General features: G+C 40.5%; 23 protein-coding genes. 3 read left to right on the top strand and 20 right to left on the bottom strand.

Annotated elements, in window-relative coordinates:
• Nucleotides 1-4: 4 nt before the first annotated feature.
• The 4 genes from yidD to mscL form a co-directional block, all read right to left on the bottom strand.
• The gene (yidD, locus tag HX021_RS09445) at nt 5-259 is read right to left on the bottom strand and encodes a membrane protein insertion efficiency factor YidD (RefSeq protein ID WP_286589957.1); all 255 of its coding nucleotides are present in this window, start codon (nt 257-259) and stop codon (nt 5-7) included.
• Nucleotides 222-638 (bottom strand): ribonuclease P protein component, encoded by a 417-nt coding sequence (locus HX021_RS09450; protein ID WP_286589958.1) that lies wholly within the window; start codon nt 636-638, stop codon nt 222-224. Before HX021_RS09450 ends, yidD begins: the two co-directional genes overlap by 38 nt.
• A 60-nt stretch (nt 639-698) precedes the next feature.
• The gene (gene rpmH, locus HX021_RS09455; protein WP_075991291.1) at nt 699-857 is read right to left on the bottom strand and encodes a 50S ribosomal protein L34; all 159 of its coding nucleotides are present in this window, start codon (nt 855-857) and stop codon (nt 699-701) included.
• Between the two features lie 240 nt (nt 858-1097).
• Entirely contained in the window at nt 1098-1505 is a 408-nt protein-coding gene (gene mscL / locus HX021_RS09460) for a large-conductance mechanosensitive channel protein MscL (protein WP_286589959.1), read from the bottom strand.
• A 279-nt stretch (nt 1506-1784) separates the two neighbouring features.
• Here mscL and HX021_RS09465 point away from each other — a divergent pair, with 279 nt between their 5' ends.
• Nucleotides 1785-2426 (top strand): response regulator transcription factor, encoded by a 642-nt coding sequence (locus HX021_RS09465; protein ID WP_286589960.1) that lies wholly within the window; start codon nt 1785-1787, stop codon nt 2424-2426.
• 25 nt (nt 2427-2451) lie between these two features.
• Here the strand turns inward: HX021_RS09465 and HX021_RS09470 are convergent, their stop codons facing one another.
• The 14 genes from HX021_RS09470 to mraZ all read right to left on the bottom strand — a co-directional run bounded on the left by HX021_RS09470 (nt 2452) and on the right by mraZ (nt 19499).
• The gene (locus HX021_RS09470) at nt 2452-3594 is read right to left on the bottom strand and encodes a sugar phosphate isomerase/epimerase family protein (protein ID WP_286589961.1); all 1143 of its coding nucleotides are present in this window, start codon (nt 3592-3594) and stop codon (nt 2452-2454) included.
• 92 nt (nt 3595-3686) lie between these two features.
• A complete protein-coding gene (ftsZ, locus tag HX021_RS09475; RefSeq protein WP_286589963.1) occupies nt 3687-5387 on the bottom strand; it encodes a cell division protein FtsZ in 1701 nt (566 codons plus the stop codon).
• 140 nt (nt 5388-5527) lie between these two features.
• Nucleotides 5528-6901, bottom strand: coding sequence for a cell division protein FtsA (ftsA, locus tag HX021_RS09480; RefSeq protein WP_286589965.1), 1374 nt, complete (start codon nt 6899-6901; stop codon nt 5528-5530).
• 25 nt (nt 6902-6926) lie between these two features.
• On the bottom strand, nt 6927-7763 hold the full coding sequence (locus HX021_RS09485; protein WP_286589966.1) for a cell division protein FtsQ/DivIB: 837 nt from the start codon (nt 7761-7763) through the stop codon (nt 6927-6929).
• Entirely contained in the window at nt 7756-9111 is a 1356-nt protein-coding gene (gene murC / locus HX021_RS09490) for a UDP-N-acetylmuramate--L-alanine ligase (RefSeq protein WP_286590363.1), read from the bottom strand. The genes HX021_RS09485 and murC overlap by 8 nt, the downstream gene beginning before the upstream one ends.
• Before the next feature lie 5 nt (nt 9112-9116).
• On the bottom strand, nt 9117-10223 hold the full coding sequence (murG, locus tag HX021_RS09495) for an undecaprenyldiphospho-muramoylpentapeptide beta-N-acetylglucosaminyltransferase (protein ID WP_286589967.1): 1107 nt from the start codon (nt 10221-10223) through the stop codon (nt 9117-9119).
• 14 nt (nt 10224-10237) lie between these two features.
• Nucleotides 10238-11446: an FtsW/RodA/SpoVE family cell cycle protein gene (locus tag HX021_RS09500; protein ID WP_286589968.1), complete on the bottom strand. Its 1209-nt coding sequence runs from the start codon at nt 11444-11446 to the stop codon at nt 10238-10240.
• A 30-nt stretch (nt 11447-11476) separates the two neighbouring features.
• On the bottom strand, nt 11477-12850 hold the full coding sequence (murD, locus tag HX021_RS09505) for a UDP-N-acetylmuramoyl-L-alanine--D-glutamate ligase (protein WP_286589969.1): 1374 nt from the start codon (nt 12848-12850) through the stop codon (nt 11477-11479).
• A gap of 2 nt (nt 12851-12852) precedes the next feature.
• On the bottom strand, nt 12853-14097 hold the full coding sequence (mraY, locus tag HX021_RS09510; protein WP_286589970.1) for a phospho-N-acetylmuramoyl-pentapeptide-transferase: 1245 nt from the start codon (nt 14095-14097) through the stop codon (nt 12853-12855).
• Nucleotides 14098-14103: 6 nt separating this feature from the next.
• Entirely contained in the window at nt 14104-15564 is a 1461-nt protein-coding gene (locus HX021_RS09515; protein WP_286589971.1) for a UDP-N-acetylmuramoyl-L-alanyl-D-glutamate--2,6-diaminopimelate ligase, read from the bottom strand.
• Nucleotides 15564-17681: a PASTA domain-containing penicillin-binding protein gene (locus HX021_RS09520; RefSeq protein WP_286589972.1), complete on the bottom strand. Its 2118-nt coding sequence runs from the start codon at nt 17679-17681 to the stop codon at nt 15564-15566. The genes HX021_RS09515 and HX021_RS09520 overlap by 1 nt, the downstream gene beginning before the upstream one ends.
• Nucleotides 17682-17689: 8 nt before the next feature.
• The gene (locus HX021_RS09525) at nt 17690-18103 is read right to left on the bottom strand and encodes an FtsL-like putative cell division protein (protein ID WP_286589973.1); all 414 of its coding nucleotides are present in this window, start codon (nt 18101-18103) and stop codon (nt 17690-17692) included.
• A 15-nt stretch (nt 18104-18118) separates the two neighbouring features.
• Complete coding sequence (gene rsmH / locus HX021_RS09530; protein ID WP_286590364.1) at nt 18119-19033, bottom strand: 16S rRNA (cytosine(1402)-N(4))-methyltransferase RsmH; 915 nt, start codon at nt 19031-19033, stop codon at nt 18119-18121.
• A gap of 4 nt (nt 19034-19037) precedes the next feature.
• Nucleotides 19038-19499: a division/cell wall cluster transcriptional repressor MraZ gene (gene mraZ, locus HX021_RS09535; protein ID WP_286589974.1), complete on the bottom strand. Its 462-nt coding sequence runs from the start codon at nt 19497-19499 to the stop codon at nt 19038-19040.
• 435 nt (nt 19500-19934) lie between these two features.
• Between mraZ and aspS the strand changes: the two genes are divergently transcribed.
• Both aspS and HX021_RS09545 read left to right on the top strand, forming a co-directional pair.
• Entirely contained in the window at nt 19935-21686 is a 1752-nt protein-coding gene (gene aspS / locus HX021_RS09540; RefSeq protein WP_286589975.1) for an aspartate--tRNA ligase, read from the top strand.
• A 96-nt stretch (nt 21687-21782) separates the two neighbouring features.
• Nucleotides 21783-23171 (top strand): LutB/LldF family L-lactate oxidation iron-sulfur protein, encoded by a 1389-nt coding sequence (locus HX021_RS09545; RefSeq protein WP_286589976.1) that lies wholly within the window; start codon nt 21783-21785, stop codon nt 23169-23171.
• Between the two features lie 111 nt (nt 23172-23282).
• Here the strand turns inward: HX021_RS09545 and HX021_RS09550 are convergent, their stop codons facing one another.
• A complete protein-coding gene (locus HX021_RS09550) occupies nt 23283-23789 on the bottom strand; it encodes a DUF4890 domain-containing protein (protein WP_286589977.1) in 507 nt (168 codons plus the stop codon).
• Between the two features lie 127 nt (nt 23790-23916).
• Entirely contained in the window at nt 23917-24825 is a 909-nt protein-coding gene (locus tag HX021_RS09555; RefSeq protein WP_286589979.1) for an energy transducer TonB, read from the bottom strand.
• Between the last annotated feature and the right edge of the window lie 17 nt (nt 24826-24842).

Genomic DNA, 24842 nt, shown 5'->3' on the forward strand with positions numbered 1-24842 from the left:
GGAATCAAGGTACAGGATCATGCCCATGACCTCCCCATGGGTTACAACGTGCAATTCGCTTTAAAGCCATCCATCCGCCTTTAAAAGGACCATATTTCAGAATAGCTTCCTTACCGTATTGAGAGCAAGTAGGTGTATACCTACAACTTGCACCTAGAATGGGTGATATAAAAATCTGGTAAAAACGAATAATAGCCAAGAAAATAAAACTAAACAATGGTTTAATTCCTCTTTTCCAAATAAGCTTCAACACATTCATCCTGCAATTTTTTCAGCATTTTATTCATTGCGGCATGGAACACATCATATGTCAAGATCTGTTTACCCACATATTGAATCGCCAGGTACAAAGTTACATTATGTTTCAACAAAAAAGGAATCAAAGTATTTGATTTTTGCAAACGATAACTTTCACGCATCATTCGCTTAACTGAATTGCGGTCAACGGCTTTTTTAAACCTGCGTTTGGATACGGATATAATAGACTGACAGGGGGAGAAATGCTCAGTCTCATTGCTTTTCTCGAAGACAAAAACAACTCTAAAGGGGTACAAAACAAAAGAAGAACCGCTCTTAAAAAGTGTATCAATACGCTTTTTGGCACACAACCGTTCTTCTTTTGTAAATGTATTTTTCATACGATGACTTACTCTTATTAGAAAAAGCTCTTATAAGTGGCCACCGATCCTTGTCAAAGATTAACCTTTGTGACGGTATTCGTCAGACACTGTAAGACGTTTTCTACCTTTAGCTCTACGTGAAGCTAATACTCTTCTACCGTTTGCAGAGCTCATGCGCTCTCTAAAACCGTGCTTGTTTCTTCTTTTTCTTTGCGATGGCTGAAATGTTCTTTTCATGACGCTATTATGCTAATTTGTTCTTACTTCAATTAATACAAAACTCCCCAAGAGGAATGCAAAAGTAAAGTTTATTTTAGATAAAAACAAACAATATTATGAACATTTAGGCTTAAAGTAAAAAGCCACTTGTAATCCATTCAGCAATAGGCAAAAAAACAAGTGCATTTAGATTGCCCAAAAATAAAAAAACAACGCAGTATACCTACGCTGTTTTTTATCTTATTCCATAAATCTGGACTATTTATTTCTCAGAATGTCTCTAATTTCGGTCAATAAAGATTCTTCTTTGGTTGGTGCTGCAGGTTCAGCAGGAGCAGCCTCTTCTTTACGTTTTAAAGAATTCAAAGCCTTAACAACGCAAAAAATACAAAATGCCACAATCAAAAACTGAATGATCACATTGATAAAATTTCCATAATTAATAGAAACTTCGGCCTGTTTGGCGGCTTCATCAGCAGCTTTTAGAATAATTTTCTTCGATGTAAAATCGACGCCACCTGTTAAATACCCGATCGGAGGCATAATAATATCGTCCACCAATGATGTCACAATTTTACCAAATGCCCCACCGATAACAACACCGACGGCCAGATCAACGACGCTACCGCGCATTGCGAATTCTTTAAACTCTTTTAAAAATCCCATCTTTAAATTTTTTAAATCTTTTAAATTTTACCAAAACTACTAATTGTCACATAAATCTAATTAAAATATACCAATTTTTTATACCTGATAATATATTGTCCTATATTTTCTAATTTAAGTCCTATTGAAGAAAAATAGAGTTCAAAGCAATACACATAAGTTTTTATTAACTTAATTTGTTATATTTGCGCGTAACAAGGGTAAAATATCAAGATATATTGTATATTGATAGTACTTTAAATTTCATACGATCATTAAGCCCAGAAGAAGAAAGTATCTATGAAAAAGATTCTTATTGCAGACGACCATGGCATTGTCAGATTAGGAGCCTCCGTTATTATCAAAGAAACTCTTAGAAAAGCAGAAATATTTCAGGCAGAAAACTTTGATGAGGTTCTCGAAAAACTAAAAGCCGAAAATTTCGACTTGTTGTTATTGGACATCAATATGCCGGGAGGGAATAATATTCGGGTGGTCGAAGAGATTCTTCAACTTCAACCTACAATTAAAATATTAATTTTTTCTTCTTATGACGAATCGTTGTATGCACTGCGCTACATTGAAGCCGGGGCTGTAGGCTATTTAAATAAGACTACTGCAATGGCTGAATTAAGCAATGCTATATTAGCGATCCAGCAGAGAGGTAAATATATGTCGAGCAGTGTACAGGACCTGTACGTCCAGAAATTGACACAGAGCAAATCCGAGCTCACCAAATTAAATCCTCTGGCGCGCTTGTCAAATCGGGAAGTGGATGTGGCGAAACAACTGATAAAAGGTCTTGGTATTATTGAGGTATCCGGCTTATTGGAATTGAGCCCATCTACGGTAAGCACATACAAAAGCAGAATATTTGAGAAATTAAACGTTTCTAATATTCCGGAACTCATTGAACTTTTCAGAATACACTCCAACAATTAAACCATTGTTGGAGTGTTTTTTTTATTTAGGTCAGTTCATCCATTGTAACGACCGGAATATCATGGATATTCAAATCTTTTAATGGCTCAGACTTTTTATAGGAATAACCAACCTCAGCCTCAAGATCCCATAACATGGGGGCCAAAAAGTTAAGACATGTTGTAAATCCTTGTACCGTTGCGGAGAAATCTCCCGTGTCTTTGGAGTTTTTGGCTTCATTCTCAATTTCAAACGGGCCATTGAAATCACGCTCTTGTAGTATATCCACAAATCCACGCCAGTCCATGCTATCGGACCCCCCAAACCCAGGCAACATTGCTTCATAGTGATGTCTATCCCAATCGTGCTCAGGAATACTAATATTAGCTTTCTTTGCCAACTCTGTATTGACATGTTGCATTGGGTACATCCCCCCCCAGTCAATACGTGCTGCTGTCTGAAGATTACGGGTTGTTTTAACATGTATCCGCTGCAATCGAGTAATATCGGTATTTTTAATTACCTCAATCGGATTGGTATTTTGCCACACATCATGGGAAGGATCGTATATTTCACCGTGTGCCTTGCTTGGTATCATAGCATACATTAATTTACGTGCTGCGAGTACGGCTGGCAGATTGTTATAGGTGGAGCTATAACGGGATGAACGCCAGCCTTCCATGGGGCAATTCTCATAGAGTACGGTGACACCCAAGCTTTCTGCATAATTAATTATTGGAGCAAACACACGCTGGTATTCGTCCAGATTTTTCTGGAATCCATCCAATTGATTCCCCAATTCATGGTTGTAACCTACAAAAGTACCCACTTTCACATTATTTGCATCCCCACCAAGCAAATGTGCAATTCGGATCAGTTTTAACAGATGATTTTGATTTTTCAATCTTTGATCGGGGTCTCCACCGATCATATTTTCGAAAGCACCAAGGGAAAGTTTCAGTTCTGCCTGATTAAACAATTCAAGGATTTCCCTGGCCTTTACAGGGGTAAAGTTTTCATAGTCCAAATGTGTCGCTGTGTGATCTTCACGGGTACCATCTTTTCGAAAAACACAAAGATCTATTCCTCCGGCACCAATTCTTTTTGTCGTTTGAATCAACTCTGGTAATGACAATTTATCGAATGCAGAGCTCATCACCCAAACAGGGTTATTTAATTTTGTAGTCATAGCTTATATCATTGTATCGTATAGATAGCTAAAGATAATAAAAAAGCCATCCGATTGGATGGCTTTTATGATTTTATATCGGAGAGCATCCGCTAATCTACATTGTCATGCAGAAAAGAGTTATTCGGACGAATCTCTGTGTTGCCATCTTCAAAAGACAGTGTAAAGCGGGATACTTGTGACTGTGAAGAATGCGGTGTGTCTTCCAATGACATTTGTTTTCGCTTATAAGCTGGCTCATTTTCCAATTCGTGAAGACCATTCGACGATTTCAATTTCATGCTCAGCTCTTTAAGACGTAATATGCGTTCTTTGGTTCGTACCAATTGATCCTCGAATGACACCTGCTCTTCTTCAACCTGAGGCACCTCAACCTGTTCATTCGTTGTACTGGAAGAGAAGGTTGGTTTTTCATCACTTTCAGACGCTGATGGAGCTGTGTAAGAATCAAAAACTGTTGGCATTTGAAACTGAAAAACAGAAGGTGAGGTTTTCAATTGAAAGTCACTATCACCAAATGCTTCTTCTTCTTCATAACCACCCTCAAAACCTAAATCATGACGGATAACCTGTGGTTCTTCCACCACAGCTTGCTGCTGTACACTATTTTTTGGTGAAGTAAATAAATCTGACTGCAGATTATTATTGGGTGTCGAATTATTTGTCGAAGGGGCTGGTGAATCCACACGTTGAACCGGAGTTACAAAACTATTCGCAACTGGATTTTCTTTTGGAGCTACCTGAGAAACAGGCTTAATAAAAGAATTTACCGGTTCGGGTGTCAAGGGCATAGATACCTTTGTATTTTCACGTTCTTTATCACGTTCTTCTGATGTTTGAAAACCGGTAGCAATAATGGTCACCGACAATTCATCTTCGAAGTTTTCATCGATACAATTACCCCAGATCAAATCGGCTGATAAACCGGCTTTTTCCTGAATATAATCTGTGATGATAGCAACTTCATCCATCGTTACCTCTTTTGTACCAGAAGTAATATTCAATAGAATATAACGTGCTCCTTCAATTTCATTATCTTTCAATAAAGGTGACGCCAAAGCTCCCTCTACGGCACGCAGCGCACGGTCTTCACCTTCTGCCACTGCATTCCCCATGATGGCAACTCCACTATCATTCATAACGGTGCGCACATCTTTAAAATCGACGTTGACATAACCAGGAATAGTGATAATCTCAGCAATACCTTTTGCAGCTGTGGTCAATATATCATCCGCTTTCGCAAAGGCAGCTGTCATCGTTAAATTGCCAAAGATTTCACGTAAACGATCATTTGAGATCACAAGATATGAATCCACATATTTACGCAGTTCGGAAAGCCCCTCTTCTGCTTGTGAACGACGTCGCTTACCTTCAAATGTAAATGGGGTTGTGACAATTGCTACAGTAAGGATACCCAGCTCTTTAGCGGCTTTAGCCAATACAGGACTTGCCCCAGTACCGGTACCACCACCCATTCCAGCTGTAATAAACAACATCTTTGTATTGGTACCCAACATACGTTTGATATCTTCAATACTTTCGATTGCCGAATTTTCTCCTACATCAGGATCTGCTCCTGCTCCCATACCTTCAGTCAGACTTATCCCTAATTGAACTTTATTAGGAATCGGGCTCAATTCCAATGCCTGCGCATCGGTATTGCACACGATAAAATCTACTCCGCTAATCCCTTGTTTATACATATGGTTTACGGCATTGCCGCCACCACCACCAACCCCAATAACTTTGATTATTGAAGATTGTTCCTTTAACATTTCAAACTGTATTGACATAACTTATCCCTATTTAACTTATAATGAACACGATAACAAAATGAACCGAAGCCACTATACGTAATGTAATAATACTATAATTTCAACAAAAGTTTTCCACATTTGTGAAATTGTGGAAAACTTCAATCATTGTGGAAAACTTACTTTTTATCTAAAAAACTTGCGTCATCAATCTCATTTCCATCCTTGATAAACCGTTTGAACCAGGACAACAGCCCCTGCTCTTTTTGTTGTTGTTCAGAGACTTCTTTCGTCGTCACTGTAGCTTGCGCTTTCTTGGTAGGAGCATGCATTTCTCTACGATTCTCCTCATCTTCTTCGTGTGATTGAATACCTTTGATCAAGAGTCCGATACTTGTTGCATACAACGGACTTTTCAATTCCTCAAACAAAGGCTTTGGTAAGACTTCATTTTTGGAAAGATATTCATTAGGAAAACCTACCCGACAATCTATTCCGGTAATATACTCTACCAGTTGCACCAAATGTTTCAACTGCGCTCCACCACCAGTGATAACGATGCCACCGATAAGTTTATTTTCATAACCAGAAGATTTGATCTCATAGTATACATGCTCGATAATTTCTTCCATTCTCGCTTGAATAATATAAGCCAGGTTTTTTACTGAAATCTCTTTGGGTTCACGACCTTTCAATCCCGGTACGCAGATCACTTCATTCTCTTTATTTTCATCAGCCAACGCTGATCCGAAACGTGTTTTTAACAGCTCAGCTTGGGAACGTAAAACAGAACAGCCTTGACGAATATCTTCTGTCACAATATTACCACCCAACGGAATAACCGCCGTATGACGAATTATTCCCTCATGGAAAATTGCCACATCTGTTGTTCCTCCACCAATATCAACTAATACAACACCAGCATTTTTCTCATCTTCATCCAATACAGCTTCGGAAGACGCCAACGGCTCAAGGATCAATTCAGCAACTTCCAGATTGGAATTGTCAATACATTTCTTAATATTTTTGATATCAGTTACCCGTCCGGAAATGATATGGAAATTTGCTTCGATACGACGTCCGGCCATACCAATGGGTTCACGGATACCAGGCTCGTTGTCTACAGTAAACTCTTGCGGTAAAACATGTATAATTTCTTCTCCTGGAGGCAGCACCAGTTTATACATATCCGAGATCAATCGTTCGATATCGCGTCGAATGATTTCATCATCACCATCTGTTTTTGTAAATATACCACGGTGCTGGATACTCTTGATGTGTTGACCGGCAATCCCCACATTAACCACTTTGATATCGACATTAGATTGCGCTTCAGCTATTTCAACTGCCTCCAAAATACTACCCACAGTTTTTTGGATATTGGCAACGACCCCTCTACTCACACCTGCTGAATCCGCCTTGCCTACGCCTAATAATTCGATCTTGTTTCCTGAGCTACGTCTCCCAACCGTAACACAAATTTTGGTAGTACCAATATCGAGTCCCACGATAATTGGGTTTTCTCTTTCAATTTCTGCTGCCTTTGAGTTCATAATTTCCTGTATTGTTGCTGTATTACTATAATGTATTATTTGCTATTTTTTTTGTTTGATCATCTGAAAAGCTCCAAGTTCCACGCTTTTCACAGATAATCTGACCTCCATATTTTACATTGACGACACCGTAGGCATTGATCCCAACCTTCGGCATGATCTGCGTATAAAAGGCTTTCAATAATTCAAATTTTTGTTCCAGCGAATCCGCCGAACCAACGATCAATTGCTGAGTCCCGACACGAGGTACAAGTTCTATATCTTTATCGGCATTGACATAGATCTGCACAACCTGGCTGCTCCACAATTCATCCTTTCTTATAAATTCAACCACTTTCACCAAATCTTTTACCAAGGCTGTGGAAATGGTATCCAGTGCTTCATTATATCCCTCGGCGATATTACCTGTCGCCACCATAATATGGGGAATATATTTTAATGTTGTCGGAATCTTCAGGCCCTTGGGATCAACATAAAACTCACGTCCATTTTTGTTGATCACCCGCATAACAGCCTCGCGCTGATCGATATTAATCGTCACGGTACCATCCATGTCAGCATGTATACTGGCATTGGATACATAGGGCAATTTCTTTAAACTCTTCTCAATACCTTGAAAAGGAATTCCATTGACTTTTTTTCCCACAAAGCTGCCAAAGTTCTGTTGGACAAGCTTAGAAATATCCGCCTGGTCAATGAACGCCTCTGTACCTTCGATCACAATTTTCACTTCTTTACAGAGCTGTTGTTCATCACGTTTACCTACAAGACTCATCATCACGACGACCACAATGACACCGATAAAAAACAGTGTAAAGTAAAGAACACGATTCCATTGTATGTCACGTAATTTTTTAAGCATGCTCAAAAATGGCTTGTAACGGTTTAACCAATCTATCTATATCTCCGGCTCCCACAGTAACGATCAGTCCGGGCTTTTCATTTCTAGCAAAGTCCAGTACCTGTTCAGCTGTGACAAGCTGTTTTTTTCCGGCGGTAACTTTATCCAGGAGCCAGCTTGAATTTACACCTTCAATTGGAAGTTCACGAGCTGGATAAATCTCCATCAACAAGAGGTGATCAGCCATGGATAGCACCTCTGCAAAGCCATCGACAAAATCTCTTGTGCGTGTAAATAAATGCGGTTGAAAGACCACATTTAATTCTTTGTTTGGATATAACTTCCGCATTGATGTCAAAAAGGCACGCAATTCTTCCGGATGATGGGCATAATCGTCGATGTACACAACTTCCGGTCGGCGAACAATATATTCAAACCTCCTTTTCACTCCTTTAAATGTCGTCAACGCTTTCCTGATAGCCCCGTCTGAAATTCCCAATAGACGTGCCACAGTAATCGCTGCCACCGCATTTTCAACATTATGAATTCCCGGGATTCCCAAATGGATATCCTCAATCTTTCCTGAAGCATCCTGATAGTCAAAAAAGAATTCACCATCGCGAACATGGACATTAGATGCATAGGCATCCGCCATATCATGACCCGAATAACTGATCTGCCCCTTGAATTCTAGCCCCTTCCGTATAATACGGGTACCTCCGTCAACTACTTTATCCAAAAACAACTGGAAGGATTCGAGCAGATGACTTTTATCACCATAGATATCCAAATGATCTGCATCGGAGGATGTGACTATAGCAATATTGGGGTGAAGCGTTAAAAATGACCTATCAAACTCATCCGCTTCAACAACCACCGTATTATTCGTGCCATATAGCACATTCGTATCATAGTTTGAACTGATCCCGCCTAAAAATGCGGAACAATCATAACCTGAATCTTTCAATAGATGTGCAACCATCGTTGAAGTTGTCGTCTTGCCATGGGTACCTGCAACTGCAATTGTAAATCTGCTTTCACTGATAATTCCCAATACCTGGGATCTCTTATATAGAACATGCCCCTGTGATTCAAAAAATGCTTTGATCTTCGAATCTTTAGGAATTGCCGGCGTAAATATGACTAAAGTATCTTTTGATGGTGCATGAAAAACAGGGTCAATCGTATGCACATCATCCTGATAGGATACTGAAATTCCCTCCCGAACCAGTGTTTTGGTCAGTTCAGTCTCTGTACGGTCATATCCATTTACCTCACAGCCTAAATGCTTAAAATAACGGGCAAGACCACTCATCCCGATCCCACCTATTCCAATCAAGTAAACTTGCTTTATTGCATCCAGATTCATACTCATCATCTATTTTTATTTGCCAATTTATATACTTGCTCTGCAATCTGAACATCTGCATCCAGCTTAGCGAGTTTCTTAATATTCTCACTTAGCTGCAGCACCTGTTCCTGATCTTTCAATAGTTCCAAAGCCGCTGGGATCAAGTCCTGTGCAGCGTCCACATCTTTAATTAATAGGGCTGCCTTCTTATTGACCAAAGCCATTGCATTCTTTGTCTGATGGTCTTCCGCAACATTGGGCGAAGGGACTAAAACAACAGGTTTTCCCACCACACACAATTCAGAGATAGTGCCGGCTCCCGCACGACTGATAATCAGATCAGCGGCAGCATAAGCATAATCCATCCGCTGAAGAAATGCCATCATTTTTACATTATCCGGCAGTTTATCTTCCAATTCAACACGTAACTTATCTACGTAAAAGCTACCGCACTGCCATATCACCTGCACATCTTCCTTACACAACACCTTGATATAAGCCATCACACTTTCATTCAATGTCCGGGCACCCAAGCTTCCTCCCAGGATTAAAATTGTTCTCTTATGTGTGTCTAGCCCAAAAAACTGCAACGCTTCTGTCCTTTTATCCGCAATGTCAACAGATTCGCGTCGTATCGGATTTCCGGTAAGCAGTATTTTATCTGCCGGAAAAAACTGATCCATTCCCTCATACGCAACACATACTTTCGCAGCTTTGGCACCTACCTTTTTATTGGTCACACCAGCATATGAATTCTGTTCCTGCACCAGCGTAGTTACCCCCAATTTATTTGCCATCATCAGCAATGGTCCAGAAGCAAAGCCACCAACACCTACGGCAACATCTGGCCTGAAATCCCGGATCACTTTTTTCGCTTTATTCAGACTTTTCATCAACTTAAATGGGAGCAGGATATTTTTCCAAACTTGCTTTCTGTTGATACCCTGAATATCAAGTCCAATGATCTTATAACCTGCCGCTGGCACTTTATCCATTTCCATCCGCCCATTGGCACCCACAAAGAGAATTTCATTGGCAGGGTCCATTGCCTTCAATGCATTTGCAATTGAAATCGCCGGAAAGATATGTCCTCCGGTTCCACCTCCACTTATGATTACCCGAATTGCCATGCTTTTTCTATTTTCTAAGCTGGAATAGAACCAACAATCACCTTTTTAGGCTTTGGCTGTTCGTCCAACTGTTGTTTTCCTTTTAATTCTTCAATATTTCTGCTCACGCTTAAGATAATACCCAGCGCTACGCTCGTAAATAAAATGGATGTCCCCCCCATACTGACCAATGGCAACGGCACCCCGGTCACCGGCCCCAGCCCCACAGCAACAGCCATATTCGCCAAGGCCTGGATCGTTAGGCTAAAGCCAAGGCCCGCGGCCAGAAACGTTCCAAATGCTTTCGGACTCATCGTCACAATGCGTATACAGCGGTACATCAGCGCCAGATAGAGAAATAACAAGATCACTCCACCCACTGCCCCATATTCTTCAATAATGATCGCATAGATAAAATCGGAATATGGATGTGGCAACACATTGCGCTGCACACTATTACCTGGACCTTTACCAAATAACCCACCTGTAGCAATTGCAATCTTTGCATTATTTGCCTGATAATTTTTGTCATCCTGAAATGATACCGGAGCTGATACATCTTCTTTCTTTTCTACTCCTAAGAATGTCTTTACCCGGCTATAATAGGTGGCCCGTCTTGGGCCAATTGAGACGACAATAATCCCCAATAAAACAACCCCAGCTGAAACTATCGCGATTTGTTTAAAGCTTATCCGCCCGATCAGCAACAATAAAACGCTGACACCAAACAACATAATCGCTGTAGACATATTCGCCCATGCGATGAGTACGAAAACACCACATACTGACCCCATAATGGGCAAAAAGGCTTTCTTGACATCTTTAATTTCTTCTTGCTTTCGGGATAGCATCCGGGCAAGAAAAACAATCAGTGACAATTTGGCCAAATCGGAGGTCTGAAAAGTCAAGCCAGTCCCAGGAATAGTCAACCAACGACTTGCTTCATTGACACTACTTCCAAATACCAAAGTAAACAACAATAAAGGAATGGTAATCCCCATCAGTATCTTGGATATCCCGGCATAATAACGGTAGTCCAATTTATGGGAAAGATACATCAGGACAAATCCGATCGCAATAATCGAAAAATGTTTCAACAGATACATTTCTGTGCCCTTACCTTCCTTATAGGCCAAGGTTCCAACCGAGCTGTACACTGCCAAAAGTGACCAGCCGGATAGAATGATCACGATGATCCATATCCATCGATCTCCCTTAAGTTTAGACATTATGTTCTGTAACATATCCTTTTTTCCTTTTATGGTTACACCATTTTATAATTCCATGACCGCGGCTTTGAACTTATCACCCCGATCTTCATAGTTTTTGAACCAATCGAAGCTTGCACAAGCCGGTGACAACAGTACTGTATCTCCTTTTTTTGCCAAATGTGAGGATAGTACAACAGCGTCCTGCATCGAAGTACTATTGACTATGATCTCCACATCTTGCTCGAAAGCACTGTGAATTGCTGCAGTATCTTTTCCCAGACAAACAATTGCACGTACTTTATCTTTCACCAAATCAACTAACATACTATAATCATTTCCTTTATCCACGCCCCCTAACAACAACACAATAGGTGTTGAAAAACTTTCCAGCGCATACCAGACCGAATTAACATTGGTCGCTTTTGAATCATTGATATAGTTGACTCCACCGATACAGGCCACCTGCTCCAGACGATGTGGAATATTCACATATGAGCCCATACTTTCTTTCATCGCTTGATTTCTCAATTCCTGTACTTTTGCAATCAATCCTGAAGCCATGCTATTATAAACATTATGCTTTCCATGCAATGACAATTCCTCTGTTCTCATAGTGAATGTATCGTTATTTGGTGTATTAATAATAATCGTTTTATCTGCAGTCAAATATGCTCCTAATTCGACCTGCTTTTCCTGTGTAAAAGGCAAATAAGTCCCTTTACTTTGATGTCTTTCCAATCCTTTCACTGTCTCAGGATCATCCAAACAGTATATAAAATAGTCTTGTTCTGTTTGATTTTGAATCATCCGGAATTTTGAATCCACGTAATTCTCCATCCGATGGTCATATCGATCCAAATGATCTGGAGTAATGTTCAGGATAACAGCTACATCTGCCCTGAAATGATACATATCATCCAACATAAAACTGGATATTTCCAAAACATAATAATCAAAGTTTTCCCTTGCAACTTGAAGGGCAAAACTTTTGCCTATATTCCCGGCTAATCCAACATGAAGACCAGCATGTTTTAACATTTCATAGGTCAACATCGTGGTTGTGGATTTTCCGTTTGATCCCGTGATACAGATCAATTTGGCATCAGTATGCTGAGCTGCAAACTCAATCTCAGCAATCACAGGAATACCTTTCTTTTTCAGAGCGACAATCAACGGAACTGTTTCAGGGATCCCCGGGCTTTTCACCACAAGTGTTGCATTCAATATCCGCTGCTCATCATGAGTTCCCTCTTCGAAGGCAATATTTTCAGCCGTCAGTTGTTCCTTATAATGATCCGCTATAAGCCCCTTGTCTGACACAAATACATCATACCCCTTTTCCTTTCCCAAGATTGCAGTCCCAACACCACTCTCCCCTGCCCCTAAAATGACCAAGCTACCTGATTGCGGATAATATGTTGTCGAAATATTTGGCATCTTTATCTAATTTTCAATGTTACAATAGTTAGGATCGCTAGGATTATTCCTATAATCACAAATCGAGTCACAATTTTTGCCTCGTGATACCCCTTCTTTTGGAAGTGATGATGCAATGGTGACATCAAGAAAATCCGTCGTCCTTCGCCGTACTTCTTTTTTGTGTATTTGAAATAGGATACCTGAAGTATGACAGAAAGATTCTCCAAAAGGAATACGCCACATAAAATTGGAATCAGCAACTCTTTACGGATCAGAATAGCAAAAGCTGCAATAATGCCCCCTATTGCCAAACTTCCTGTATCCCCCATAAAAACCTGAGCTGGATAGGTATTATACCATAAAAATCCTACACATGCGCCCACAAATGCTCCAGCAAAGATCACAAGCTCACCCGAGTTCGGGATATACATTATATTGAGGTAATCCGAAAAAATGACGTTACCGGACACATAAGCCAATATGGCCAAAGTAACCCCGATAATAGCTGAGGTACTTGTAGCCAGACCATCAATACCATCTGTAATATTTGCTCCGTTGGAAACCGCTGTTACAATAAAGATGACAACGATCAAAAAGACCACAAAAGTCAGATAATCACTCTGCAATCCAAACATTTTAAAAACCTTCGCATAGTCAAACTCGTTGTTTTTATAGAATGGAATATTCGTTTTGGAGGATTTTACATTCTCCGCATAGGTTCTCTCACCCGTACCTTCGTTGATAACCACTTCAACAGGTTTGGTCGAAGTAGGTTTATCCACACCTTTACGAACAACAATATCTGGATGAAAATACATGGTACAGGCAATGATTGCTCCCAAGCCGACCTGTCCCACAACTTTAAATTTACCAGCTAAACCTTCTTTATTATGTCTAAAAACTTTAATGTAATCATCCAAGAACCCAATTGCTCCCATCCAGAGAGTGGTTACAATCATAATAATCACATAAATATTGGTGAGCTTGGCAAATAATAACGTAGGTATCAAGATTCCGGCGATTATGATTATCCCCCCCATTGTTGGTGTACCAGCTTTCTTTTTCTCACCTTCTAGCCCTAAATCACGAATTGTTTCTCCCACTTGCTTATTATGCAGGAATTGAATCAATTTCCCCCCAAAAACCGTGGTAATGATCAATGATGCGATTACAGCCATAGACGTCCGAAAGGAAATATACTGAAACAATCCCCCCCCAGGTATATGCATGTATTCACTAAGCCACGTAAATAGATGGTACAACATATTTTTCTATTTTTCGTTAAATGTATTCTCTAAAATCTCTTTATCATCAAAATGGTACTTCACACCTTTCACATCTTGATATTTTTCATGTCCTTTTCCGGCGACCAAGATAATATCACCAGGATTTGCCAATTGATATGCTACGCGAATAGCCTCTTTGCGATCCGCGATGGAAAGCGTCTTTACTTTCTGATCTGCCCCTACTCCGGCCTCTATTTCTTTGATAATCTCATATGGATCTTCGGTTCTAGGATTATCAGAGGTGATCAGAAATCTGTCGCTATACCGCAATGCAGCTTGGGCCATCTCTGGTCTCTTTGTTTTATCGCGATCCCCACCACAGCCCAAAACGGTAATAATTTTTTGTTCTGGGCGGCGCAACAAACTGATCGTCTTTAACACGTTTTCCACAGCATCGGGTGTATGCGCATAATCCACTATACCAAAAACACCTGAAGTGGATTTTATCGTTTCAAATCTTCCCTCAGCTCCTTTCAAAGTGCTCAAAGCAGTAAGCACTTTAACGGTCTCCTGCTCCAGTAATATTGCCGTAGCATATACTGCTAACAGATTGTATGCATTGAAATCACCAATCAACTTCACCCATACTTCCTGACCGTCGATACTCATCAACATACCGTCAAAATGGCTTTCAATCACTTTAGCTTTAAAATCTGCCCCCGAACGTAGTCCATAGCTCTTCTTATGCGCAACCGTATTCTGTAACATCACTTGACCATTTCTATCATCTACATTGGTCAGCGCAAAAGCATGGGCATCGAGATCATCAAAAAATTTCTTTTTTGCCTTGATGTAGTTATCAAAAGTCTGATGAAAGTCAAGGTGATCATGCGTTATATTCGTAAATACTGCCCCAGCAAACATCAATCCCGCAATACGCTCTTGAACTACAGCATGTGAGCTTACCTCCATAAAGGCATAGTCACAACCATCATCAACCATATCACGCAGCAGTTGGTTCAGCTGAATCGGATCAGGAGTCGTATGTGTTGCAGGAATAACTTTTGTTCCGATCTGATTCTGAACTGTGGACAACAGACCGACATGGTAACCAAGCTCCATAAACAACTGAAACAACAGTGTTGCCACAGTCGTTTTTCCATTCGTTCCCGTCACTCCGATCAACTTAAGGTGTTCAGATGGATTTCCGTAGAAATTTGCCGAAGCCACACCAAGTGCATATGCCGAATCAGCTACTAAAATATACACAACAGAATCAAGCGTTTCCGTAGGTAACTCTTCTACAATAACTGCTCTAGCTCCAGAAGTAATCGCCTTATCTATAAATAGATGTCCATCTGTCTGCACTCCTCGAATCGCGATAAACAGACTCCCCAGCTCCACTTTTCTGGAATCAAAGCACAAAGAGTGCACATCAACCTCTTCGAGGTTCCCCACAACCTGCTGTACAGGGATGGCATGCAATACTGTTTTTAAATCCATCATTACTTAAGTTCTAAATTTATCGCCGTTCCAAATGGCAGCTTCTGACCAACAGCCAAGGACTGTACAACTACCCGCCCTTTTCCTGTCACATGTGTTTTAAACCCTGCATTCTCCATTACATACAACGCATCCATCAGCCCCATACCTACTACATTTGGAACAATTCCCTCTTTATATTTTAACTCCGCAAAAGGCACCCCTCTAGTCGAGGTATCCACTTCACCGCGTGCGATCATATCCCAATTGACAGCATTGATTCCCAACTTTTCATATACTTTTTTACTAGCTTCTCTTGACCCTTGTAAAGTCAACGGCATTCTTCCACCAACATTCACAGCCCTAAACGTTTTTTTCCCTTGCATCTCCATATCATTCGCATAGACCATATCAGCAAGTTCTTTAAACACTGGCCCCGCAATAGAAGCTCCATAATAACCATTCCTCGGGTTTCGAATGACAACAATAATGGAATATTTTGGATCTTCAGCTGGAAAATAACCCGCGAACGATGACTGATACCTTCTTGCCCCATACCCTCTAGAACCATCAGCCATTTGTGCAGTTCCAGTTTTACCTCCCGAAGTATACAATGGACTAGCAACAGTTCTACCTGTACCCTCCGTCATCACTCCTTCCATCATCCCTCTCACTTCAGCCAAAGCATGATCTGAGGCTATTTTTTCATTGAGCACCTTCGCCTGAAATGTTTGGATCGTATTACCTAAGTGCCGAATTTCTTTAACAAATAATGGTGCAATCAATTTACCATTATTGGCAACAGCGTTATAGAAAGTCAATGTCTGTAACGGTGTAATCTTCATTTCGTAACCATACGCCATCTGCACCAAAGACAATCCGCTCCAAGTCTTACTTTTCGAACTCTTCACCAAAGGCACCCCCTCTCCAGGAATCTGCAAATCCAGGGTTCTACCGAAACCAAACGAACGAAGTTTCGATGTAAACTGATCTGGATTATCTTTATAAGCTTGATACACGAACTTTGTTACACCAACGTTTGAAGACTCTTCAAAAGCTCTCTTTGCCGTAATTACAGATTTTTTTGGAGCATGTGAATCTCTGATCGTATGCCTATAGATCGGCCAAGTTCCATTTCCAATATTAATCGTTGTACTAGAATCAATTTTCTTATCATCTATCAAGGCTAAATAAGATGCCAACTTAAACGTTGAGCCCGGATCAGCACTCTGAGCTATCGCTAGATTGAATTTTTCACGGTACACCCCCTCTTTATCACGCATAAAATTAGCTACCGCCCGCACCTCTCCGGTTTTAACCTCCATCATGACGACACAGCCCTCATCAGCATTACTCGCAATCATCTGTTTTTCCAAGGCTCGTTGTGCCATATCCTGCATATTCACATCAATCGTAGAAATAATATCCGAACCATCAACTGGAGCCACTTCAATATTTCTATTCACAGGAATCCAAACACCGCCAGCAATCCGCTGCATCAATCGCTTCCCGCTTTTCCCATCAATATACTCACCATAGGCCCCTTCTAAACCCACATGGATATTTTCTTTCACATTCTTGTAACCAATAGTCCTAGCCGCAAGATTCACAAAGGGCAGAATACGTTTATTTTGCCTATCTGTAATCAGACCACCCGGAAAACGGTCTTTACCAACGCGAGCAGATTTAAACAAAGGAAATTGCTTTATTTTCTTTAAATCCTGGTGCGACACATTCCGTTTAATCAACAGGTAACGCTGTTTTTTGCTTCGCGCCTGCTTCAATAATGTCAAATACTGCCTAGATGATTTATCCTTAAAAAAGCCAGCCAGCTGAATTGCAAGAGAATCGACTTTGAGGTTAAAATACTCACTCTCTTCTTCAGGAATGGCCATCGCATCAAATCGAAGTTCATATTCTGGAACAGAAGTCGCCAATAGACTTCCGTCATTTGAATAGATATTACCCCTTGCAGCCTCAACCTCCCGCTCTTGAATAGAAAGACTATCTGCCAATGCCTTCCAATGCTGCCCGTCCACGTACTGCAACTTCAGCATTTTTCCAAACACTAAAAATGCAAGTAGCACGATTAAGCCAAAAGCAAAGTAGACGCGAACAAGAATCGTATTTCTAATACTCATAACTCTTCCTATTTATCTTCTTTTTCCTCTAAAACCTCAATTTTGATCGGAGGGGCCAAACGTTCTTTTAGGCCCAACGAATCCACACGTTTTGCAATTTCAGTCTGTGTTGACATCTTCATTAACTCTGCAGAAAGCGATTTGTGATCCCAACTCAATTCCTTCACCTCTTTACTCACCTTATCGATACTCCGAATAGTTCGCTCAGCAAAATGACGGTTAGAAATATATAGCAACATTAAAAAAGCAACGAAAGCCCCAAAAGGCAGATACTCCAAGATTTTATTTAAAGAAAGGTCTCCAACGGTAAAAAGCGTTTTAATAAACGCTTCTGTTTCTTCCGCCTTTTCTTCGACAGTTTCTTGCAGTTCTTCTTGAACCTCTTCGCTCAATTCTTTCTGTCTTATTGTATTCCTACTCATCCTTTCAATCCATTTTTAAGACAAATCCAACCTTTCAGCAATACGCAGTTTCGCACTGCGCGATCTATTATTTATAGCCAACTCCTGTGGAGACGCCGTAACCGCTTTACGACTCAACACGTGAAACGGCTTAATTTCATTTCCAAAAAAATCTTTCTCAACCTCTCCCCTGAACTTCCCTTTAGCCATAAAGTTTTTCACCAAACGATCCTCCAACGAATGATAAGACATCACCACCAACCGACCTTCAGGATTCAGCACCTCGACAGTCTGCAATAGAAATTCCTGCAAAGCCTCAAGCTCACGATTAACTTCAATACGCAGAGCCTGAAAAACCTGAGCATGATACTTATGCTCCTTACCTTTCGGAACCATCCGCTGAATCACCTCCTTTAACTCAGCAACAGTATTGATGGGCTGCGCCAAACGGGCTGTCACAATAGTTTTTGCAAGCGACTTCGCATTCATAATCTCCCCATACATTCCAAAAATGCGATGAAGATCATCTTCGGAATAGGTTGCCAGCACAGCCTTCGCATCGAGATCACCCACCTGATCCATTCGCATATCCAAATCTGCATCAAACCGAATAGAGAATCCGCGGTCAGCAGCATCGAATTGATGAGACGAAACTCCTAGATCCGCTAAAATCCCATCAACAGTACGCACACCATGCAAGCGCAGACTATTCTTCAAAAACCTGAAATTTTGATGGATCAATGTAAAACGAGAATCATCGATCACATTCTCCAAAGCATCCGGATCCTGGTCAAAAGCAAACAACTTTCCATCTGGCCCTAACCGTTTTAATATTTCACGAGAATGACCACCACCGCCAAAAGTTACATCCACATAAACACCATTCGGCTTAATCGCCAAAGCATCCATGCATTCTTGCAACATCACCGGAACATGATACACATTCTCCATATTACTATATTCCAAAATTAATATCCCCCATTACCTCTGCCGCCAAAGATGATATATCCTCCACTCCACCATCACCCATCAAATCATCATACCCATCTTTAGACCAAACTTCAATCTTATTGAATTGACATGCCAAAACCAGCTCTGTAGATATTCCTGCAAACTCCAATAAACTTTTAGGCAACAACACACGGCCTGCAGCATCTAAAGTCAATTCTGTCGCTCCACGAGTAAAAGCACGTACAAACGCCCGTACTTTAGGATCAAATTGATTCAGTTTAGCCAATTTGGCCGTCATCAAATCCCATTCTTCGCGTGGATAAAAAACCAAATGCTTCTCAAAACCGCGATTCACAACAAGCCCATCACGCTCTACATGAGGCATCTGCCTCTTGAGCGCAGCTGGCAACACCATCCTTCCTTTGGCGTCTAGCTTGCATTCGAATTCTCCGATCAACTGAGTCATATTGTCAATTACCCTATTCTAATTTTAATGTAAAAGTATACACTTTCTCCCACTTTCCCCCACTTTATAACATAAAAAAGTTTTCCACATCGAAAAATAGCTACAACAAAAGCACAGCTCTATTCTTAAAACAACATATAAAACCTTATTTACAATCAGTTAAATACACCTTTTCAAGGATTTCAAGCTAGAGAAAAACACAGAGATTATCGCTCATATTTTTTATTAAAACCAGAGTCGAATTGTAAAAATTTCTCCTTTAGAAATTTAATTTTAGTCTTTTTGTGGCAAAAATGGGAGAAAGTGGAGGCCTGAAAAACGAATCCAAAACCATGTGGTTAAAAGTGGGAGAACACGATTCAAATAAGCGCAGCAGAATTCGTTATTGTCGAGTAAAACCAATAATTTTGTACGAATTATAATTTTTATTAAGATATGCACAGAACACACACTTGTGGAGAATTAACGCTAGCTGACTTAGGGAAAACGGTTACCCTAAGTGGATGGGTTCAAAAATCCCGCGATTTGGGCGGTATGACTTTCATCGATGTTAGAGACCGGTATGGTATCACACAATTAACGTTCAATGCAGATGACGATGCGTCGTTACGTGCCAGTGCACGCGAGCTGGGAAGAGAATTTGTCATAAAAGTTACTGGAGAAGTTATCGAGCGCTCCAATAAAAATTCAAAAATCTCTACTGGGGATATTGAAATTAAGGTTTCGGATCTTGAAATATTAAATGCAGCAAAGCTGCCACCTTTTACCATAGAGGACGAGACGGATGGTGGGGATGATATCAGAATGAAGTTTAGGTACCTGGATTTACGACGAAATCCTGTACGTGAAAACCTGATATTACGGCACAGGACTTCTCAGGAAATACGCCGTTATTTAGACTCACAAAATTTTCTGGAAGTAGAAACGCCCTATTTAATTAAATCAACCCCCGAAGGGGCACGTGACTTTGTAGTCCCATCCCGCATGAATCCGGGTGAATTTTATGCGCTACCTCAGTCGCCACAGACGTTTAAACAATTGCTCATGGTATCGGGCTTTGATCGTTATTTTCAAATTGTCAAGTGTTTCAGGGATGAAGATTTACGTGCCGACCGTCAACCAGAGTTCACACAAATCGACTGTGAAATGTCTTTTGTTGAACAAGAGGATGTTTTGACTATTTTTGAAGGGCTCGCAAAACATATTTTTAAAACAATCAAAGGCATAGACCTGGGTTCTGTGCCCCGCATGACGTATGCAGATGCTATGCGGCTGTACGGATCGGACAAACCGGACATACGTTTCGGAATGCAATTTGTTGAGCTGAATGATGTTGCAAAAGAAAAGGGATTTCCGGTATTTGATGCCGCCGAACTGGTCATTGGTATCAACGCGGAGAATTGTGCTCATTACACTAGAAAACAACTGGATGCACTGACTGACTTTATCAAGCGCCCCCAAATTGGAGCTACAGGATTGGTATATGCTCGCGTGAATGAGGATGGCTCGGTCAAATCTTCGGTGGATAAATTTTTCACCCCGGAGCAACTGGCCTCCATTGCTGATAAGTTCCACGCGAAACCTGGGGATCTATTGTTAATTATGGCTGGCGCCACAGATAAGGTCCGCAAGCAGCTGAATGAATTACGCTTGGAGGTCGCAGCACAGCTTGGTCTTCGCAGCAAGGATACATTTGCACCATTATGGGTCATCGACTTTCCGTTGCTGGAATGGGATGAAGAAAGTGGCCGATACCATGCGATGCACCACCCATTTACATCTCCAAAACCAGAAGATATCCCACTATTGGATAGCAATCCGGGTGAAGTAAGAGCTAATGCCTACGATTTTGTTTTAAATGGTGTTGAAGTAGGCGGTGGATCCATTCGTATCCATGACCGGGAATTGCAGTCCTTAATGTTCAAACATTTGGGATTCAGTACTGAAGAAGCAAAAAAACAATTCGGATTCTTAATGGAAGCATTTACATATGGTGCTCCTCCGCATGGAGGCCTTGCATTCGGTTTCGACCGCCTGGTATCCTTGTTGGCAGGATTGGACAGCATCCGTGACGTCATTGCTTTCCCAAAAAACAACTCAGGAAGAGACGTTATGATTGATGCTCCAGCAACGATTCACCAAGAACAGCTTGATGAGCTTAGCTTAAATATTGCTATAAAAGGATAAATTTTAAACTCGCTTTTCGAGAAACAATTTATTAACACTATATTTAAAAGTTGGTAATTTTTTACCAACTTTTTTTGTGAAAAACCAGCAGATTAGATGTCAGAGAGTACGGCTAATACGTTTTTAAAGGAAAGTGCGCAAAAAGCATTTGACACCAAACACCGCGATATTATTAATTACAATATCGATAAATACAGTATTGCTTTCGAAAAGGGCAAGAGCAAGTTTGCAGATCTCGAAAATGCCAAGATAAAAGCAAATTTGATCAAGTGGAGGGTAATGGAGAATCTGGACAGGTATCTATTACAGTTTGAAACAAATTTTACAGCCCGTGGGGGGAAAGTCATCTGGGCCAATAACGCTGCTGAGGCCTTAGAGGCGATCCATAAGATTATTGAGCAAAAAAAAGCACGCGCTATTGTTAAGTCGAAATCCATGGCAACAGAGGAAATTGAACTTAATCATTTTCTTGAATCCAAAAATATTGAGGCCATTGAGACGGACCTTGGAGAATATATTATTCAACTTCTGGGTCAAAAACCATATCACTTTGTCACGCCTGCCATGCACTTAAGCCTGGAAGATATTGCAAAATTATTCCATGAAAGATTTGACACTCCTTTGGATGCTTCAGCTGAGCAGTTAACATTAAAGGCCCGTGAACTGTTAAGGGATCGCTATTTATCAGCTGAAGTGGGGATTACGGGTGCTAATTTTTTGGTCGCTGAAACTGGAAGCATTGCAATTACGGAGAATGAAGGCAATGCACGCCTAACATCTACTTTTCCAAAAACACATATTGCTGTCGTTGGGATTGAAAAAATAATACCAGCTGTACAGGACCTGGAAGTATTTTGGCCGCTTTTGTCTACTCATGGTACAGGTCAGAACCTAACCGTATACAACACCTTAATTACTGGCCCCAAACAGACATACGAATCTGATGGTCCTGAAGAAATGTATGTGATTTTATTGGATAATGGTCGAAGCAACCTCCTGGCTCAAAAAGAACAACGCCAAGGTTTGTACTGTATTCGTTGTGGCGCCTGTCTCAATGTGTGCCCAATCTATCAAAATATTGGAGGACACACGTATGAAACAACTTACCAAGGACCAATTGGCTCTTTAATTTCGCCGCATTTAAACGGAATGAAAGAATTTAAGCATTTAAGTTATGCCTCTACCTTATGCGGTAAATGTACTGAAGTCTGTCCTGTTGGGATTGATATTCAACGCATGCTACTGGTCAATAGAAAAGATTCCGTGGAACAGGGCTTGTCTGCCAAGACCGAACAAAAAGCATGGAAATGGTTTACATATGGTATCCAGCGCAGGAAACTGATTGATTTCTTTGGCGGAAAATTTAAAAATTTTGTCCTCCAAAAATTATTTAAGAAAACATGGGGAGACCAACGAGAACTACCAAAACTAGCTGAAAAGTCCTTTTCCAAACAATGGAAAGAACAGCAGAAAAATAAAGACTAGTTTCGTAACGAACTGACAAGACATGACTTCTAATCAAAAAGGGGGACAATGATCCCCCTTTTTCTACTAACACTCACCAATACTTAATATGAAAACTATTCTTTATCAATCTTAAGTTGCCTTTACATCAACAACATTTGTTTCTGTCGTATTCTCTTTTTTAAAATCTCTTTTTCGCATTTGTCTATCTTTTTTCCAATGCTTCCTGTGCATATTTCTACTTTCGGCGTAAGAGTCTTTCCATGTTTTTTGTTGTTCTGGCGTCAATAATCCCATCATTTTCTCATGATCTGCCATACGCTGTTGCTTCATCTTCTCTCTATATGCCTTACGCTCAGCGATCACTTTTTGATGATCTTGTGCTTGTTTTAGATGGAAAGCATAAATCTCTTTACGTTGTGTATCTGTAAAACTTAGCTTTTGATCCATTCGATCTGTTCTGGTCTTGGCTATTTCTTCCGGATTTTTATTCCTCAGACTATCATGCCTTTTCCCACTTCTGTGCTTATGCATTGGAGTACTTGTGACGGCCTTTTCTGATCTGACTTCTTTTTTCTCCTGTGCGAAACCTGTTAACATTAATCCGGATAACGCCAAACTTAACACCATTTTTTTCATCTCTTTATTTTTAAATCAACAATCATTCAATTTGATAGGTTACCCTCTCAACCTATTTATCTATAAGAGTATTGTCAACCATCAAAAGTTTAAAAGGTCATCTGTTAAATAAAGTTAAGAACAGATTCTATTGAGATACTGCATTTAAACGGATAGGCAATGTATAAGCAACGCGGACAGCACGGCCATTCTGTACCCCAGGTTTCCATTTTTTTGCTTTTTTCAACAAATTAATTGCGGCTTCCCCCGTTCCAAACTCCATATCGCGTTTTACAGCGATATCGGTCAAAGATCCGTCCCGCTCCACTACAAACGAGACTTCAATCACTCCGGATACACCTTGTTCCAAAGCTGATTGTGGAAAGTTATAATTTTCTGACACCCATTTCATAAAGGCTGGGAGCCCACCTATTGGAACAGGCATTATTTCTACATGAACAAAGGGCTGATCTACATTTTCATCTGAGCTTCCACCTGAAGTTTTCCCTTCGCGGTGCCCTGTTATTTCACCATCTTTTTTTGAAGATCCAAATTCACCCCTTGCGATATATGTCCCTGCTGCGTTGGCTTTCAATGTTATACGTGCTGCCATCGCGTTAGGTTTATTCAATTCATCCTGAGTGGCGACGTCTTCTGTCACTTTATTTGCCTGTGTAATTCTAGGTTCTGGCATCCGTACTAAATCAAACTTCGAAAGATCTTGCGCAAGCTGCTGCGGTTCTTTTTTTTGCATTAAAATGGTTTCTTCTTTCACCTCTTCTTTTTTCTCAACCTCTTTTTGCATATCATCCAAATCGGCTAGGGTTACATCCACAATTGTTGCCGTCGTCACTGGAAGGACTTGCTTAAAATATTTATTGTAGGCATAAGATCCAGCGATCAAAAGTAAAGCAAATAAAACAACAATTACCAACCCGATATTGGTTGCTCTATTTGACAAGTTCCGCAATTCGTATGCACCATACATTTTGTTGCGTCCCACAAAGATCACATCCAGCCATTCTTTGCAATAGATATTTAATTTGGAGTTCATCATAACATTAAAGTTTAAAT

The sequence above is a fragment of the Sphingobacterium sp. N143 genome (assembly GCF_030325625.1).
Taxonomy (GTDB): domain Bacteria; phylum Bacteroidota; class Bacteroidia; order Sphingobacteriales; family Sphingobacteriaceae; genus Sphingobacterium.

Bases quoted from the DNA above. Each gene is read 5' to 3' on its own strand.
- yidD (WP_286589957.1), bottom strand. From the start codon at position 259: ATGAATGTGTTGAAGCTTATTTGGAAAAGAGGAATTAAACCATTGTTT.
- HX021_RS09450 (WP_286589958.1), bottom strand. From the start codon at position 638: ATGAAAAATACATTTACAAAAGAAGAACGGTTGTGTGCCAAAAAGCGT.
- rpmH (WP_075991291.1), bottom strand. From the start codon at position 857: ATGAAAAGAACATTTCAGCCATCGCAAAGAAAAAGAAGAAACAAGCAC.
- mscL (WP_286589959.1), bottom strand. From the start codon at position 1,505: ATGGGATTTTTAAAAGAGTTTAAAGAATTCGCAATGCGCGGTAGCGTC.
- HX021_RS09465 (WP_286589960.1), top strand. From the start codon at position 1,785: ATGAAAAAGATTCTTATTGCAGACGACCATGGCATTGTCAGATTAGGA.
- HX021_RS09470 (WP_286589961.1), bottom strand. From the start codon at position 3,594: ATGACTACAAAATTAAATAACCCTGTTTGGGTGATGAGCTCTGCATTC.
- ftsZ (WP_286589963.1), bottom strand. From the start codon at position 5,387: ATGTCAATACAGTTTGAAATGTTAAAGGAACAATCTTCAATAATCAAA.
- ftsA (WP_286589965.1), bottom strand. From the start codon at position 6,901: ATGAACTCAAAGGCAGCAGAAATTGAAAGAGAAAACCCAATTATCGTG.
- HX021_RS09485 (WP_286589966.1), bottom strand. From the start codon at position 7,763: ATGCTTAAAAAATTACGTGACATACAATGGAATCGTGTTCTTTACTTT.
- murC (WP_286590363.1), bottom strand. From the start codon at position 9,111: ATGAATCTGGATGCAATAAAGCAAGTTTACTTGATTGGAATAGGTGGG.
- murG (WP_286589967.1), bottom strand. From the start codon at position 10,223: ATGGCAATTCGGGTAATCATAAGTGGAGGTGGAACCGGAGGACATATC.
- HX021_RS09500 (WP_286589968.1), bottom strand. From the start codon at position 11,446: ATGTTACAGAACATAATGTCTAAACTTAAGGGAGATCGATGGATATGG.
- murD (WP_286589969.1), bottom strand. From the start codon at position 12,850: ATGCCAAATATTTCGACAACATATTATCCGCAATCAGGTAGCTTGGTC.
- mraY (WP_286589970.1), bottom strand. From the start codon at position 14,097: ATGTTGTACCATCTATTTACGTGGCTTAGTGAATACATGCATATACCT.
- HX021_RS09515 (WP_286589971.1), bottom strand. From the start codon at position 15,564: ATGATGGATTTAAAAACAGTATTGCATGCCATCCCTGTACAGCAGGTT.
- HX021_RS09520 (WP_286589972.1), bottom strand. From the start codon at position 17,681: ATGAGTATTAGAAATACGATTCTTGTTCGCGTCTACTTTGCTTTTGGC.
- HX021_RS09525 (WP_286589973.1), bottom strand. From the start codon at position 18,103: ATGAGTAGGAATACAATAAGACAGAAAGAATTGAGCGAAGAGGTTCAA.
- rsmH (WP_286590364.1), bottom strand. From the start codon at position 19,033: ATGGAGAATGTGTATCATGTTCCGGTGATGTTGCAAGAATGCATGGAT.
- mraZ (WP_286589974.1), bottom strand. From the start codon at position 19,499: ATGACTCAGTTGATCGGAGAATTCGAATGCAAGCTAGACGCCAAAGGA.
- aspS (WP_286589975.1), top strand. From the start codon at position 19,935: ATGCACAGAACACACACTTGTGGAGAATTAACGCTAGCTGACTTAGGG.
- HX021_RS09545 (WP_286589976.1), top strand. From the start codon at position 21,783: ATGTCAGAGAGTACGGCTAATACGTTTTTAAAGGAAAGTGCGCAAAAA.
- HX021_RS09550 (WP_286589977.1), bottom strand. From the start codon at position 23,789: ATGAAAAAAATGGTGTTAAGTTTGGCGTTATCCGGATTAATGTTAACA.
- HX021_RS09555 (WP_286589979.1), bottom strand. From the start codon at position 24,825: ATGATGAACTCCAAATTAAATATCTATTGCAAAGAATGGCTGGATGTG.